Source organism: Streptomyces sp. SM10, from assembly GCF_002910915.1.
Taxonomy (GTDB): domain Bacteria; phylum Actinomycetota; class Actinomycetes; order Streptomycetales; family Streptomycetaceae; genus Streptomyces.
This window is the reverse complement of the sequence record NZ_NEUF01000088.1, coordinates 33773-48771: the sequence shown is the minus strand read 5'-3', so window position 1 is coordinate 48771 and position 14999 is coordinate 33773. Positions and strand designations below refer to the sequence as shown.

Below are 14999 nucleotides of genomic sequence, written 5' to 3'. Positions count from 1 at the left end.
GGCGGTTTCAGGAGCCGGTGGCCCAGGTGTACCGGTGTTCCGGGCGCCCTGTCTCGCCGTACTTGAGGGACAGCCGCACCCTGCCCGTGCGCTCCAGCAGCTTCAGATAGCGCTGGGCCGTCTGACGGCTCATTCCCGCGCTCTCCGCGATCTCCTGCGCGGAGAGCGGCCCGTCGGCGGCGCGCAGGGCCTGGCGGACCAGGTCCGCGGTCGTCGTCGAGTGCCCCTTGGGGAGATCGGAACCGCCCGTGGCCCACAAGGCCCCGAACAGCCGGTCCACCTCCGTCTGCTCGGCCTCGCCGCCGCCCTCGAACGTGCGGCGCAGTGCCGCGTAGGCCTCCAGTCTGGTGCGGAGCCCGGCGTAGGCGAACGGCTTCACCAGATACTGGAGGGCTCCGTGGCGCATCGCGGCCTGAACGGTCGCGACGTCGCGCGCCGCGGTCACCATGATCACGTCGGTGTGACGGCCGAGACCGCGCAGTTCCCGCACCACGGCCAGGCCGTTGCGGTCCGGCAGGTAGTGGTCGAGCAGGATCAGGTCGATGGGCATCCCGGCGATCCTGGCGAGGGCCTCGTCCGCGGAGTGCGCCAAGGCGGCCACCCGGAATCCGGGGACCTTGGACACGTAGGCCGCGTTGATGCGGGCCACCCGTACGTCGTCGTCCACGACCAGGACCTCGATCACGGGGCGTCTCCTGACGTGGCGGGGCGTACCGGGGCCGAGGAGCTGTGCGAGGCCGGGACGTCCGGCTGTTCCGGCCCGCCCGGGTCACGGCTGCTGGAGGGCGCCGGCGCGCTCAGTGCCTCCGGAAGGACGACGGTGAACACCGCCCCGCCGCCGGGGGAACCCGAGACGGACACGCTGCCGCCCTGCCGCTCGGCGAGCCGCCGCACCAGGGGCAGCCCCAGGCCGCGCTTGCCGTGGGCCGGGAGTTCCTTGGTCGACCAGCCCTCCATGAAGATGGACTCGTGGTCACCCGCCGGTACACCGGGACCGCTGTCGTGCACGCGCAGCACCACCGTACGGCTCTCGGCCCGCAGCCCGACCTCGATCCGCGCCCCGGTCGACCCCGCGGCCGCGTCCAGCGCGTTGTCGACCAGATTGCCGAGGACGGTGACGAGACCACGGGGGTCCACCAGCCGGTCCGGCAACAGAGTCTCCGGGGCCATCCGCAGGGCGACACCGCGTTCGGCGGCCACCGTGGCCTTACCGACCAGGAGCGAGGCCAGGAGGGGGTCGTGAACCTTCTCGGTGACCTGCTCCGCTGTTGCCCGGTGGACGCCGACGACCTCCGTCACGAACTCCACGGCGTCGTCGTGCATCTCCAGTTCGAGCAGCCCCAGGAGGGTGTGCAGCCGGTTGGCGTGCTCGTGGTCCTGGGCGCGGAGGGCGTCGATCAGACCACGGGTGGAATCGAGTTCGCGGCCGAGATACTCGAGCTCGGTGCGGTCGCGGAGGGTGGCCACGGCCCCGCCGTCGTCGGTGGGCATGCGGTTGGCGAGCAGCACACGGCTGCCACGGACGGTCACCAGGTCGTCGCCGACCACCCGTCCGGCCAGCACGTCCGCCGTCCGGCCCGCTCCGAGGGCCTCGTCGAGCCGCTTGCCCGCGGCGCCGGGCCCGAGACCGAGAAGGCGCTGCGCCTCGTCGTTCAGGAGCCGGATGCGCCCGGTGCGGTCGAGTGCGACGACCCCTTCACGGATGCTGTGCAGCATGGCCTCGCGCTCGGTGAGCAGCGCCGAGATGTCGGAGAACGCCAGGTCATGGGTCTGCCGCTGGAGGCGGCGGGAGATCAGATAGGCGGCCAGAGCTCCGACGGCCAGTGCCCCGCCCGCGTAGGCGAGCAGACCGGGGATCGCGGCGAGCAGCCGGGCGCGGACACTGTCGTACGCGATGCCGACCGATACGGCACCGACGACCCGGCCCGATCCGTCGAGCAGGGGGACCTTGCCGCGGGCCGAACGCCCGAGGGTGCCGCTGTCGATCTCCATCACGGACCTGCCGGCGAGCGCCGTGCTGGGGTCGGTGGAGACGACGTCGCCGATGCGGGAGGAGTCGGTGTGCGACCAGCGCACCCCCTGCTTGTCCATGATCACGACGTATTCGGCCCCGGTCGACCGCCTGATCCGTTCCGCCGCGGCCTGGACGGCACCGTCCGGGTGCGGATCGGTGCTGGTGAGCGAGTCGGCGATCTGCGGCTGTGCTGCCGTGCTCTGGGCGATCGCCAGGGCGCGCCGCATGGCCTGGTCGTCGAGCTGGGCGCTGAGCGGCGCCAGGAAGAGGCCCGTCACGAGGACGGTGACGCCGGTGACGATGGCCAGCTGCATCAGCAGGACCTGCGAGAAGACCCGTTTCGGCCAGCCGAACCGGCGCGGTCCCCGGGGGGTGGTCGGTGGGGCGCTCATCGTACGAACGGTAGAGGGCGAACCGTGCTGACCGAAATCACCGCCCGCCGCGGCCCGTGCGCCGGGGCTCTTGCCCTTGCGCCGTCCATCTGTGAGCGTTCTGTGGGTATCGAACACTCCGCAATCTTCTTGCGTTTCTTGCGCTAATCTTGCGTTCATGACGCGACGACTTGCTCAGGTTGCCCAGAAAGTTGGAGTCAGCGAGGCCACGGTCAGCCGCGTGCTGAACGGCAAGCCGGGAGTCTCCGACGCCACCCGGCAGGCCGTCCTCTCCGCCCTCGACGTGCTGGGTTACGAGCGTCCGACCCAGCTCCGCGGTGAGCGTGCCCGGCTGGTCGGACTGGTCCTGCCGGAGCTGCAGAACCCCATCTTCCCGGCGTTCGCCGAAGTGGTCGGTGGCGCGCTCGCCCAGCAGGGGCTGACCCCGGTGCTCTGCACGCAGACCAAGGGGGGAGTCTCCGAGGCCGACTACGTCGAGCTGCTGCTCCAGCAGCAGGTCTCGGGAGTCGTGTTCGCGGGTGGCCTCTACGCCCAGGCCGATGCCCCGCACGACCACTACAAGGTGCTCGCCGACCGCAAGATCCCGGTCGTCCTGATCAACGCTGCCATCGCCCACCTCGGCTTCCCCGCGGTCTCGTGCGACGACTCGGTGGCCGTCGAGCAGGCGTGGCGCCATCTCTCCTCCCTCGGCCACGAGAAGATCGGGTTCGTCCTCGGCCCGGCCGACCACATGCCCTCGCAGCGCAAGCTGGCCGCCGCCCGGGCGCTGGCCGGGCAGTCGGGGGCCACCGTGCCGGACGAGCGGGTGGCGCGGGCCATGTTCTCGCTCGAAGGCGGCCAGGCCGCGGCGATGCGGCTGCTCGACCAAGGAGTCACCGGCATCATCTGCGCGAGTGACCCGCTGGCCCTGGGGGCGGTACGAGCGGCGCGCCGCCGGGGGCTGTCGGTGCCCGGGGACGTCTCCGTCGTCGGCTACGACGACTCGGCGTTCATGAACTGCACCGAGCCGCCGCTGACCACGGTGCGCCAGCCGATCGAAGCCATGGGCAGGGCCGCGGTCGAACTGCTCTCGGTGCAGATCGGGGGGCGTACGGTCTCGTCCGACGAGCTCCTCTTCGAGCCGGAGCTCGTCGTCCGCGGGTCCACGGCCCGCCCGCCCCGCTGAGGGCTGTCCCGTGCCCCTGGCGTGCCCGACGACCCTTGGGGCCGGTGGGTTTTTGCGCAGGCTGTAGCTATTTTGCGGGACTCGACCCGAGGGTGGCGGTCCGGCTCGGGGACGGCAGCGGCCGGGGCGGGCGCGGGCCGGTGTACTGCCCGCTCGGCCGCATGCGCAGCGGCCGTTCGGCGTACTCCTCCATGGCGTGCGCGACCCAGCCCGCGGTGCGGGACACGGCGAAGACGGTCTCGCCCGCCTCGGCGGGCATCCCGCACGTGACCGAGAAGGCGGCCAGCGCGAGGTCGACGTTGGCGTGCAGCGGGGTGTGCCGAGCGGTGGTCGCGACCACGTCACGTGCCGCCGCCACCGCGGGGGCCGCCTGCGGCATCTCCTCCAGCAGGGCGAACAGCGCGCCCGCCCGTGGGTCCTCACCCGTGTAGAGGCGATGGCCGAGCCCCGGCACCCGCCGGCCGGCACGCAGGTGTTCCGCGACGACCGGAGCCGCCCCGCCCCGCCCGACGACCTCGGACAGCATGCGGTGCGCCGATCCGCTCGCCGCTCCGTGCAGCGGGCCCTCCAGCGCCCCCAGCCCCGCCGAGACCACGGCATAGGGGTGCGCGTGGGTCGACGCGGCGACCCGTGCGGCCAGGGTCGACGCCGCGAGATCGTGGTCGGCCAGCAGCCCCAGCGCGGTGTCGAGCACGGCCAGCGACGCCGCGTCCGCGGGCCGGTCGGAGAGCTTCGGCCACAGCCGGTGGGCGAGAGGGGCGCCGGCATCGGACTTCCCGTCCGCCGGAGGGGCCGCCGGAGAGGCCTCCCCGGCGGACGGCAGAGCGCCCACCAGCGTGGGCAGCAGGGTGCGGGCGCTGTTCAACACCCCCTCGGGAGAGAGGTCGAACCGCAGGGGATCGGCGGCAGCGGCGGCCGCGACGGCGGCCCGGAGCCGGTCCGTGGAGCTGCTGTGCCGCGGCAGCGCTGCCGCGGTGCGCCGCGCCGCGGCGAGGGACTCCGGCGCATCGGCGAACCGGATGCCCGGACGGAGCTCCCCGGTCCAGATCCACTCGGCCACCTCCTCGAAGCCGTACAGGCGCGCGAGCTCGGCGGCGTCGACCCCGCGGAAGAAGTAGCGGTCCGGCTCGATGAGCGTGATGCCGGTACGGAAGACCAGTTCGCCCGCGGTGGACGGCGAGGGGTCCCTGCGACCGGTGCGGCGGGCCAGGGCGTCCACCTCGGCGGCGTCGAACGTGCTGCCACGGCCCCCGGGGGTGCGCCTGCTGGTGAGCTGGCCCCGGCTCACGTACGCGTACACGGTCTCGGGCTTCACCCCGAGGCGCCCGGCCGCCTCACGGGTGGTGAGCCTGGGTGCGTCCGGAGCCCCCTCGGCACCCGCGTCTCGCGTGCCGGTCCCCTCTGCGAAGTCATGCGTCATGGCGCACACCGTATCCATATCCATGGCTCGTCCATGTCCTGCCGCATCCAGTAGAGCTTTTGTATTGACGCAATCAATATTGACACCTTTAAAGTCAACCATGGACAGTGGAATCAATATTCAGCTCATCGGTGGAGAAGAGACCTGCCATGCCTGCAACGCAGACGCACACCGCCCCGCTCGACGTACCCCGGGGCCTCTCCGGCGTGATCGTCACCGACACCGCGCTCGGAGACGTGCGCGGACGCGAGGGCTTCTACCACTACCGCCAGTACTCGGCGGTCGACCTGGCGCAGAGCCGCAGCTTCGAGGACGTCTGGTTCCTGATGTTCCACGGCGAGCTGCCCGGCCGGGCGGAGGGCGCCGCCTTCGCCGCCCGCACCGCGGGCCTGCGCGGGCTGCCGGCCGGGGTGCGGGCGGCGCTGCCCGCCATCGCACGCGCCGGGGCGGTCTCCGGACCGCTCGCCGGTCTCCGGACCGCGCTCTCGCTGCTCGGGGCCTCGGCGGGATTCCGTCCGGTGTACGACATCGACTCCGACCGCCGTCGTGAGGACGCGCTCGCCGTGTGCGCCGCGGTCCCCACGGTGCTGACCTCCCTGTACCGCCTGGGCCAGGGGCTGGAGCCGGTCGAGCCGCGCGACGACCTGCCGTTCGCCGCGAACTACCTGTACATGCTCACCGGCGAGGAGCCGGAAGCGGCACGGGTCGCCGCCGTGGAGCGGTACCTCGTCTCGACCGTCGACCACGGCTTCAACGCCTCCACCTTCACCGCACGCGTGATCGCCTCCACCGGCGCGGACGTCGCCGCATGCCTCGTCGGGGCCGTCGGCGCCCTCTCCGGGCCGCTGCACGGTGGCGCGCCCAGCCGTGCGCTGGACACGCTGGACGCCATCGGCACGCCGGACCGGATCGACGGCTGGATCCGTGAGCGGGTCCTCGCGGGGGATCGGATCATGGGGTTCGGGCACCCCGTCTACCGCACCGAGGACCCCCGCTCACGCATGCTCCGCGGGGTCGCGCAGAGCTTCGGCGGCCCCCTCGTCGACTTCGCCGTCGAGGTGGAGCGGCAGGTGGAGGCGATCCTTGCCGAGCTCAAGCCGGGACGCGAACTGCACACCAACGTGGAGTTCTACGCCGGTGTCGTCATGGAGCTCTGCGGACTGCCGCGCGCGATGTTCACCCCCACCTTCTGCGCCGCGCGCATGGTCGGCTGGAGCGCCAATATCCTGGAGCAGGCGGAGGACTCGAAGATCATCCGCCCGGCGGCCCGCTACGTCGGGACCCCGCCGCCGCACCCCGTGCCGGCACCCTGACCCACCCGAGGAAGGCCACCCGTTGACCGCGTCCCCCGCCCCGCAGATCCCGGTCGTCGTCCTGGCCGGCTTCCTCGGATCCGGCAAGACGACCCTGCTCAACCATCTGCTCCGCAACAGGGCGGGCAACCGGATCGGTGTCGTCGTCAACGACTTCGGCGCCATCGAGATCGACGCGCTGACCGTCGCGGGCCAGGTCGGATCCACGGTCTCCCTGGGCAACGGCTGCATGTGCTGCGCCGTCGACGCGAGCGAGCTGGACACCTACCTGGAGACGCTGACCCGGCCTGCCGCACGGCTCGATGTGATCGTCATCGAGGCGAGCGGTCTGGCCGAGCCCCAGGAGCTCGTACGGATGCTGCTGGCCAGCGACAATCCGCGCATCCGGTACGGGGGACTGGTCGAGGTCGTCGACGCCGCGGAGTTTCCCGCCACGCGGGAGCGCCATCCGGAGATCGACCGCCACCTCTCGGTCGCCGACCTCATCGTCCTGAACAAGACCGACCGGGTCGCGGAGGCGGACCTCCGGGCCGTCCGGGAGGCCGTCGTCACGGCGGGCGGCAGGGCGGCGGTCGTCCCCGCGGCGTACGGGAGGGTCGACCCGGAGCTGCTCATCGACCCCGTGCACCGGCCCGACGAGGACGATCCGGTCCGCCAGCTGACCTTCGAGGATCTGCTCCCCGAGGCGGACCGCATGCACGAGGAGCATCTGCACGCGGCGTACGAGAGCGTCTCCTTCACCGCCGACGTGCCGCTCAGCCCCCGACGGCTCATGGCGTTCCTCGACTCCAGGCCCGCGGGGCTCTACCGGATCAAGGGATTCGCCGACTTCGGGGCGGGCGACCCCGGCAACCGGTACGTCCTGCACGCCGTCGGCCGTTTCCTGCGCTTCGTGCCGGAGCCGTGGCCCCGCGACGAACCGCGGCGGACCCGGCTGGTGCTGATCGGATCCGGTATCGACACCGAGGCGCTGCGGAAGGAGCTCGAAGGCTGCCCGGACCCGTGGCAGGACGCCACCGAGGAGCTGGAGCGCAGCATGTGGGGCGTCCTGCGGTACGTGCGGCAGCCGGACGACGACGAGGCCTGAGGCCCGCGCCGTCGTCCGTACGGCGTCCTACAGAGGTCCGGCGACCACCGCGACCTGGCTCGTCAGCGGCGTGCCCGAACCGTCACGGCGAGGATCGGGGGCCGGCAGCTCGGCGGGCATGCCGTTCTTCTGCGCGGCCCGCGCGGGCGCCTCGCCCGCCCAGGCGAAGACCAGGACGTCCTCCCCCTTGAGGAATCGCTGGCAGCGCACCCCGCCGGTGGCCCTGCCCTTGCGCGGGTACTGATCGAACGGAGTGAGCTTCCACGTCCGCTCGGAGTCGTCCAGCGTGCCGTGCGACCCGGCGACGGTGAACACCACGGCGTCCGCCGCGGGGTCCACCACGGTGAACGACAGGACGGTCGAGCCGGGAGCGAGCTTGACGCCCGCCATCCCGCCCGCCGCGCGTCCCTGCGGACGCACCGACGCAGCCGGATACCGCAGCAACTGCGCGTCGGACGTGATGAAGACCAGGTCCTCCTCGCCCGTACGCAGCTGCGTGGCGCCGACGACGCGGTCACCGTCCTTCAGTGAGATGACCTCCAACTCGTCCTTGTTGGCCGGGTAGTCGGGCACCACGCGCTTGACCACACCCTGCAGCGTGCCGATGGCCAGGCCCGGTGCCTCCTCGTCCAGCGTGGTGAGGCAGACCAGCTCCTCGTCAGGCTCCAGCGTCAGGAACTCCGCGATCTGAGCCCCACCCGACAGGTTCGGAGCCGCGTGGGTGTCCGGCAGCTGCGGCAGGTCGATCACGGAGAGCCGCAGCAGCCGGCCCGCGGACGTCACCGCGCCGACGTCCCCGCGCGCCGTGGCGGCGACGGCCGAGACGATCGCGTCGTGCTTCGTGCGTTTGGCGTCCTCCGCCTGGACGACCGGCTCGGCGTTGGCCGTGCGGGCCAGGAGACCGGTCGAGGAGAGCAGCACCTGGCACGGGTCGTCGGCGACCTCCAGCGGCACCGAGGCGACCTGCGAGCCCGCGGACTCCAGCAGCACCGTGCGGCGGTCGGTACCGAACTTCTTCGCCACCGCCGCCAGTTCGGCCGATACGAGCTTGCGCAGCTCGGCGTCCGACTCCAGGATCGCGGTCAGCTCGGCGATCTCCTCGGTGAGCTTGTCGCGCTCGGTCTCCAGCTCGATCCGGTCGAAGCGGGTGAGCCTGCGCAGCGGGGTGTCCAGGATGTACTGGGTCTGGATCTCGCTCAGCGAGAAGCGCTCCATCAGGCGCTCCTTCGCCTGCGCCGAGTTGTCGCTGTCCCGGATGATGCGGATGACCTCGTCGATGTCGAGCAGTGCGACGAGGAGGCCCTCGACCAGGTGCAGCCGGTTGCGGCGCTTGGTCCTGCGGAACTCGCTGCGCCGGCGCACCACGTCGAAACGGTGGTCGAGGTAGACCTCCAGGAGCTCCTTGAGCCCCAGGGTGAGCGGCTGCCCGTCGACCAGCGCCACGTTGTTGATGCCGAAGGACTCCTCCATCGGCGTCAGCTTGTAGAGCTGCTCCAGCACGGCCTCGGGGACGAAGCCGTTCTTGACCTCGATCACCAGACGCAGCCCGTGGGCCCGGTCGGTGAGGTCCTTGACGTCGGCGATGCCCTGGAGCTTCTTCGAACCGACGAGGTCCTTGATCTTAGCGATCACCTTCTCCGGACCGACGCTGAAGGGCAGTTCGGTGACGACGAGACCCTTGCGACGGGCCGTGACGTTCTCTATGGCGACGGTCGCGCGGATCTTGAACGTGCCGCGCCCGGAGGCGTACGCGTCCTTGATGCCGCCGAGGCCGACGATCCTGCCGCCGGTCGGCAGGTCGGGTCCCGGCACGAAGCGCATCAGCGTCTCGAGGTCCGCGCCCGGGTGCCTGATGAGGTGGCGCGCGGCGGCGATGACCTCGCCGAGATTGTGCGGCGGCATGTTGGTCGCCATGCCGACCGCGATCCCGGAGGCACCGTTGACCAGGAGGTTCGGGTACGCCGCCGGGAGGACGACCGGCTCCTGCTCCTGACCGTCGTAGTTCGACTGGTAGTCGACGGTGTCCTCGTCGATGGACTCCGTCATCAGGGACGTGGCGTCGGCCATCCGGCACTCGGTGTACCGCATGGCGGCCGGCGGGTCGTCGTTGCCCAGGGAGCCGAAGTTGCCGTGCCCGTCGACCAGGGGCAGGCGCATCGAGAACGGCTGTGCCATGCGCACCAGTGCGTCGTAGATCGACGCGTCACCGTGCGGGTGCAGTTTGCCCATCACCTCGCCGACGACCCGCGCGCACTTCACGTAGCCGCGGTCGGGGCGGAGCCCCATCTCGTGCATCTGGGACACGATGCGGCGGTGCACGGGCTTCATGCCGTCGCGGGCATCGGGCAGCGCCCTGGAGTAGATCACCGAGTACGCGTACTCGAGGAAGGAGCCCTGCATTTCGTCGACGACGTCGATGTCGAGGATCTTCTCCTCGAAGTCGTCCGGCGGCGGGGTTTTCGTGCTGCGGCGGGCCATCGCGGCTGCGACTCCTTCACAGATTCTGTCGGGCAACCTCAGGTTCTGACGCCGACCATTGTGGACCGCCGTACCGACAACGCCGACCTCGACCCGTCCGAAGCGCTCCCGGGGCGCCCCCGGAGCCCCCGTTCACGGCAGTATCTACGACAACATTCACCCAACGGGAACTTCGCCAGGTGCCCGTGCGCTTGCTTAGAGTGGCAGGTCCGGCAGGAAATCCTGTACCGATCGAAGGGACGTACATGCCCATGGGTCACACGGCCACAGCCCAGGCCGGTTCCGGCGGCTTGACGGCGACCGAGCACCGCCTGGCCAACGGCCTGCGCGTGGTGCTCTCCGAGGACCATCTGACCCCCGTCGCCGCGGTCTGCCTCTGGTACGACGTCGGCTCCCGCCACGAGGTCAAGGGCCGTACGGGTCTGGCTCACCTCTTCGAACACCTGATGTTCCAGGGTTCGGGCCAGGTCAAGGGGAACGGGCACTTCGAGCTGGTGCAGGGGGCCGGAGGCTCCCTGAACGGCACGACCAGCTTCGAACGCACCAACTACTTCGAGACGATGCCCACGCACCAGCTGGAGCTGGCCCTGTGGCTCGAGGCCGACCGGATGGGCTCACTGCTCGCCGCGCTCGACGAGGAGTCCATGGAGAACCAGCGGGACGTCGTGAAGAACGAGCGCCGCCAGCGCTACGACAACGTCCCGTACGGCACGGCCTTCGAGAAGCTCACCGCCCTCGCCTACCCGGAGGGCCACCCGTACCACCACACGCCGATCGGCTCGATGGCGGACCTGGACGCTGCGACCCTGGACGACGCGCAGGCGTTCTTCCGCACGTACTACGCGCCGAACAACGCGGTGCTCTCCGTGGTCGGGGACATCGACCCGGAGCAGACGCTCGCCTGGATCGAGAAGTACTTCGGCTCCATCCCATCGCACGACGGTAAGCAGCCCCCGCGCGACGGCACCCTGCCGGACGTCATCGGCGAACAGCTGCGCGAGGTCGTCCAGGAGGAGGTTCCCGCGCGTGCGCTGATGGCCGCCTACCGGCTGCCGCACGACGGCACACGTGAGTGCGACGCCGCGGACCTCGCCCTGACCGTGCTCGGCGGCGGCGAGTCCTCCCGTCTGCACAACCGGCTGGTCCGCCGCGACCGCACGGCGGTGGCCGCCGGCTTCGGGCTGCTCAGGCTGGCCGGAGCGCCCTCCCTGGGCTGGCTGGACGTCAAGACGTCCGGCGGTGTCGAGGTGCCCCAGATCGAGTCGGCCGTCGACGAGGAGCTGGCCCGCTTCGCCGAGGAGGGCCCGACGCCCGAGGAAATGGAACGCGCCCAGGCGCAGTTGGAGCGCGAGTGGCTGGACCGACTCGGCACCGTTGCCGGCCGCGCCGACGAACTGTGCCGGTACGCCGTCCTGTTCGGCGACCCGCAGCTCGCCCTGACCGCCGTGGGCCGGGTGCTGGACGTGACGGCCGACGAGGTCAAGGCCGCCGCCCGGGCGCACCTGCGTCCCGACAACCGTGCGGTCCTGGTCTACGAGCCGGTCGAACCGGCCGACGAGCCGGACGGCACCGACGCGCACGAGGGGGCCGACAAGTGACCGACGCCGCCGTGACTGGAGTAGCGATGGAGTACCACCCGCAGCCGACCGCCGGCGAGGCCAGGCCCTGGGCCTTCCCCGCGCCCGAGCGTGGCGCCCTGCCCAACGGGCTGACCGTGCTGCGCTGCCACCGCCCGGGCCAGCAGGTCGTCGCCGTGGAGATCTTCCTCGACGCACCGCTGGACGCCGAGCCCGAGGGGCTGGACGGCGTGGCGACGATCATGTCGCGTGCCCTGTCCGAGGGCACGGACAAGCGCTCCGCCGAGGAGTTCGCCGCGGAGCTGGAGCGCTGCGGGGCCACGCTGGACGCCCACGCGGACCACCCGGGGGTCCGCGTCTCCCTGGAGGTCCCGGTCTCCCGGCTGGCCAAGGCCCTCGGCCTGGTCGCCGAGGCGCTGCGGGCCCCGGCCTTCGCGGAGAACGAGGTGGAGCGCCTGGTCGTCAACCGCCTCGACGAGATCCCGCACGAGCAGGCCAACCCCGCCCGGCGGGCCGCCAAGCAGCTGTCCAAGGAGCTCTTCCCCTCCACTGCACGGATGTCGCGTCCGCGCCAGGGGACCGAGGAGACCGTCCGGCGGATCGACGCGGCGGCCGTGCGCGCCTTCTACGACGCCCATGTCCGCCCGTCCACGGCGACGGCGGTCGTCGTCGGCGACCTCACCGAGGTGGACCTGGACGCGCTGCTCGCCGACACCGTCGGGGACTGGTCGGGCAACGCCGGTCAGGCACGCCCGGTGCCCCCGATCACTGCGGACGACACCGGCCGTGTGGTCATCGTCGACCGCCCGGGGGCCGTCCAGACGCAGCTGCTGATCGGCCGGATCGGCGCGGACCGGCACGACAGCGTGTGGCCCGCCCAGGTCCTCGGCACGTACTGCCTGGGAGGCACGCTCACCTCGCGGCTGGACCGCGTGCTGCGCGAGGAGAAGGGCTACACCTACGGCGTCCGGGCCTTCGGGCAGGTGCTGCGCTCGACGGCGCCCGCCTCCCCGTCCGGCGCGACGGGCGCCGCGATGCTCGCCATCAGCGGCTCCGTCGACACGGAGTCCACCGGGCCCGCACTCGACGACCTCTGGAAGGTCCTGCGCACGCTGGCGGCAGAAGGGCTCACCGACGCCGAGCGCGAGACCGCCGTACAGAACCTCGTGGGCGTCGCCCCGCTGAAGTACGAGACGGCGGCCTCGGTCGCGGGCACCCTGGCCGACCAGGTGGAGCAGCACCTGCCGGACGACTACCAGGCCGAGCTGTACGCGCGCCTGGCGGCGACGGGCACGGTCGAGGCGACCGCGGCCGTGGTCAACGCGTTCCCGGTGGACCGGCTGGTCACCGTCCTGGTCGGGGACGCCGCACAGATCGCGGAGCCCGTGAAGGCGCTCGGCATCGGTGAGGTGTCGGTCGTCACCGGCTGACATGACGGGACATCAGGGACCCCGGCGGGGCGCACTCGCCGGGGTTCTGTCATTTGTCTGATTTAAGTGGAAGATGCGTGTTCATCCTGTGGGATGTGCGACAAAAGCCCCGTTCCGTTTGGCGGGGGAAAGCGGCCCGTTCTAGCGTCGGCCCGGCTGTCCGCCAGACGAATGCCGCATCCGTGGCGCCGGGCAGTCATCGCCGAGTCCCCGTCAGGCGCGAGCCTGGGGAGCCGGGGACCCACGAAGTCCCTGGGGTGAATCGGATCCCTGCCCCTCGTGCGAGGCTCAGGGGCCCGTAGGAGACCTTCCTGCTCCGAACCCGTCAGCTAACCCGGTAGGCGAGAAGGAAGGAAAGGACCAGCCCCTCCATGGCGTTCATCCGTGCCACCGGGAAGCACCGTGCCCCGAGCCGCCTGACGCGCAAGAGCGCCGAGGTCGCCGGCATCGCCGCCCTGGCCACCGCCGGCGTCATCGGCGCCACCGCCTCCCCGGCCCTCGCGGCGGACTCCGAGGCCGTCACCGCCTCCTCCGGCGGCCTGGCCCAGACCGTCGCCCTCGACACGACCCTCGCCGCCCAGATCGACGCCCAGGCGAAGGCGCAGGCGCACCAGGCCGAGGTCGCCGCGAAGGCGGAGGCCGCGGCCAAGGCCAGGGCGAAGGCCGAGGCCGAGGCGAAGCGCAAGGCCGAAGCCCGCGCCAAGGAGGCCCGCGAGGAGAAGGCGCGCGCCGCCCGCGCCGCCGAGCGTGCCCGGCTGAACGCCTTCCACCTCCCCGTCGCCGGCTCGCACGTGACCACCGGCTACAAGTCCGGTGGCGCGCTCTGGTCCTCCGGCACCCACTCCGGCGTGGACTTCCAGGCGGCTTCCGGCACCTCCGTCGTCGCGGTCGGCGCCGGCACGGTCGTCGAGGCCGGCTGGGGCGGCGCGTACGGCAACAACATCGTGCTGAAGATGAAGGACGGCACGTACACCCAGTACGGCCACCTCTCCTCGATCGGTGTCTCCGTCGGCCAGAGCGTCGGATCCGGTGAGCAGATAGGTATCTCCGGGTCGACCGGCAACTCCACCGGCCCGCACCTGCACTTCGAGGCCCGGACCACCCCCGAGTACGGCTCCGACATGGACCCCGTCGCCTACCTCCGCGCGCACGGCGTCCAGGTCTGACCCCACGCCGCACCACACCGCTCCGGCGAAGGCCCCGGCATCCGCCGGGGCCTTCGCCGTGCATCCGGACCGGGGTGGCGCGGAGACCCCCGTGGAACTGCTCCCTGGCCAAAAGATATCCATGGATTCCACCCCGCCATCGGAAATTCCCGCCGGTTGCAATAGAGTCACAGAACAGGCGTCGATCAGCCGCGTTTCGCGGGGATTAAGGCGGAGGTTCGGACATGCGCATTCCCGCGCATTCGGTATGCACGGCAATCCGTGACGACATCGTCTCCGGTGTCTTCGAGCGCGGCAGCCGCCTCACCGAAGAGGTGCTCGCGCGTCGCTACGGCGTCTCCCGCGTCCCCGTGCGCGAGGCGCTGCGCACCCTGGAGTCCGAAGGGTTCGTCGTCACCCGCCGCCACGCCGGCGCCTGTGTCGCCGAGCCCACGGAGCAGGAGGCGGCGGACCTCCTGGAGATCCGGATGCTGCTGGAGCCGCTGGGGGCGGCACGTGCGGCGCAGCGCCGTACGGAGTCGCACCTCAAGGTGCTCCGCGGCCTGGTCAGGCTGGGGCAGGAGCGGGTCCGCCGGGGCGAGGGGGAGGACCTGCGCTCCCTGGGCGGCTGGTTCCACGAGACCCTGGCGCAGGCCTCGGGCAGCCCCGCCCTCATCGCGCTGCTCACCCAGCTCCGGCACAAGATCACCTGGATGTACGCCGTCGAGCAGCCGGCCCGCCCCGCGGACTCCTGGGCCGAGCACGGCGCTCTCGTCGACGCCGTGGCGCGCCGTGACGCGGAGCGGGCCAGGGCACTGGCCACGCAGCACGCCGAGCGGGCCACCGCCGCCCACCGGCTGCGCCGCACGGACCGGCCGGGCAGCACGGGGGGCGCCCGGGTGAGGACTTCGCAACACCCCGTAAACACCGCGGGAGCCCGTCATTAACAATTGCGCCGTATACAAAGAGGGTAATTCC

Annotated in this window: 11 protein-coding genes and 1 riboswitch; of the genes, 7 read left to right on the top strand and 4 right to left on the bottom strand. The window is 71.7% G+C overall.

Annotated features, from left to right (window positions below; all coding sequences use genetic code 11):
• Positions 1 to 7: 7 nt before the first annotated feature.
• Positions 8 to 685 (bottom strand): response regulator, encoded by a 678-nt coding sequence (locus B9S57_RS12330; RefSeq protein ID WP_103515599.1) that lies wholly within the window; start codon positions 683 to 685, stop codon positions 8 to 10.
• Complete coding sequence (locus B9S57_RS12325) at positions 682 to 2406, bottom strand: sensor histidine kinase (RefSeq protein WP_103515598.1); 1725 nt, start codon at positions 2404 to 2406, stop codon at positions 682 to 684. The genes B9S57_RS12330 and B9S57_RS12325 overlap by 4 nt, the downstream gene beginning before the upstream one ends.
• A gap of 157 nt (positions 2407 to 2563) precedes the next feature.
• Here B9S57_RS12325 and B9S57_RS12320 point away from each other — a divergent pair, with 157 nt between their 5' ends.
• Complete coding sequence (locus B9S57_RS12320; RefSeq protein WP_103515597.1) at positions 2564 to 3571, top strand: LacI family DNA-binding transcriptional regulator; 1008 nt, start codon at positions 2564 to 2566, stop codon at positions 3569 to 3571.
• A gap of 67 nt (positions 3572 to 3638) precedes the next feature.
• Here the strand turns inward: B9S57_RS12320 and B9S57_RS12315 are convergent, their stop codons facing one another.
• Complete coding sequence (locus B9S57_RS12315; protein WP_103515596.1) at positions 3639 to 4991, bottom strand: citrate/2-methylcitrate synthase; 1353 nt, start codon at positions 4989 to 4991, stop codon at positions 3639 to 3641.
• Between the two features lie 149 nt (positions 4992 to 5140).
• On the opposite strand from B9S57_RS12315, the gene B9S57_RS12310 reads away from it, so the two are divergent.
• Together B9S57_RS12310 and B9S57_RS12305 are read left to right on the top strand one after the other, a co-directional pair.
• Positions 5141 to 6304, top strand: coding sequence for a citrate synthase/methylcitrate synthase (locus B9S57_RS12310; protein WP_103515595.1), 1164 nt, complete (start codon positions 5141 to 5143; stop codon positions 6302 to 6304).
• Positions 6305 to 6326: 22 nt separating this feature from the next.
• Positions 6327 to 7391, top strand: coding sequence for a GTP-binding protein (locus tag B9S57_RS12305; RefSeq protein WP_103515594.1), 1065 nt, complete (start codon positions 6327 to 6329; stop codon positions 7389 to 7391).
• Positions 7392 to 7418: 27 nt separating this feature from the next.
• Here the strand turns inward: B9S57_RS12305 and B9S57_RS12300 are convergent, their stop codons facing one another.
• Entirely contained in the window at positions 7419 to 9869 is a 2451-nt protein-coding gene (locus B9S57_RS12300; protein WP_103515593.1) for a DNA topoisomerase (ATP-hydrolyzing) subunit A, read from the bottom strand.
• A 245-nt stretch (positions 9870 to 10114) separates the two neighbouring features.
• Here B9S57_RS12300 and B9S57_RS12295 point away from each other — a divergent pair, with 245 nt between their 5' ends.
• The 4 genes from B9S57_RS12295 to B9S57_RS12280 all read left to right on the top strand — a co-directional run bounded on the left by B9S57_RS12295 (position 10115) and on the right by B9S57_RS12280 (position 14968).
• Positions 10115 to 11467 (top strand): pitrilysin family protein, encoded by a 1353-nt coding sequence (locus B9S57_RS12295; RefSeq protein WP_103515592.1) that lies wholly within the window; start codon positions 10115 to 10117, stop codon positions 11465 to 11467.
• A 26-nt stretch (positions 11468 to 11493) separates the two neighbouring features.
• Positions 11494 to 12876: a pitrilysin family protein gene (locus tag B9S57_RS12290; RefSeq protein ID WP_103515591.1), complete on the top strand. Its 1383-nt coding sequence runs from the start codon at positions 11494 to 11496 to the stop codon at positions 12874 to 12876.
• 190 nt (positions 12877 to 13066) lie between these two features.
• A riboswitch (cyclic di-AMP (ydaO/yuaA leader) is annotated at positions 13067 to 13235 on the top strand.
• Between the two features lie 12 nt (positions 13236 to 13247).
• Positions 13248 to 14042 carry a M23 family metallopeptidase gene (locus tag B9S57_RS12285; protein ID WP_103515590.1) on the top strand — a complete coding sequence of 265 codons (795 nt, stop codon included), beginning with the start codon at positions 13248 to 13250 and terminating at the stop codon, positions 14040 to 14042.
• 224 nt (positions 14043 to 14266) lie between these two features.
• A complete protein-coding gene (locus tag B9S57_RS12280; RefSeq protein ID WP_103515589.1) occupies positions 14267 to 14968 on the top strand; it encodes a GntR family transcriptional regulator in 702 nt (233 codons plus the stop codon).
• Positions 14969 to 14999: the final 31 nt, after the last annotated feature.

What these genes read in the sequence shown, in the direction of transcription:
- B9S57_RS12325 (WP_103515598.1), bottom strand. Translation starts at nt 2,406, where the DNA reads ATGAGCGCCCCACCGACCACCCCCCGGGGACCGCGCCGGTTCGGCTGG.
- B9S57_RS12320 (WP_103515597.1), top strand. Translation starts at nt 2,564, where the DNA reads ATGACGCGACGACTTGCTCAGGTTGCCCAGAAAGTTGGAGTCAGCGAG.
- B9S57_RS12315 (WP_103515596.1), bottom strand. Translation starts at nt 4,991, where the DNA reads ATGACGCATGACTTCGCAGAGGGGACCGGCACGCGAGACGCGGGTGCC.
- B9S57_RS12310 (WP_103515595.1), top strand. Translation starts at nt 5,141, where the DNA reads ATGCCTGCAACGCAGACGCACACCGCCCCGCTCGACGTACCCCGGGGC.
- B9S57_RS12300 (WP_103515593.1), bottom strand. Translation starts at nt 9,869, where the DNA reads ATGGCCCGCCGCAGCACGAAAACCCCGCCGCCGGACGACTTCGAGGAG.
- B9S57_RS12295 (WP_103515592.1), top strand. Translation starts at nt 10,115, where the DNA reads ATGCCCATGGGTCACACGGCCACAGCCCAGGCCGGTTCCGGCGGCTTG.
- B9S57_RS12290 (WP_103515591.1), top strand. Translation starts at nt 11,494, where the DNA reads ATGGAGTACCACCCGCAGCCGACCGCCGGCGAGGCCAGGCCCTGGGCC.
- B9S57_RS12285 (WP_103515590.1), top strand. Translation starts at nt 13,248, where the DNA reads ATGGCGTTCATCCGTGCCACCGGGAAGCACCGTGCCCCGAGCCGCCTG.
- B9S57_RS12280 (WP_103515589.1), top strand. Translation starts at nt 14,267, where the DNA reads ATGCGCATTCCCGCGCATTCGGTATGCACGGCAATCCGTGACGACATC.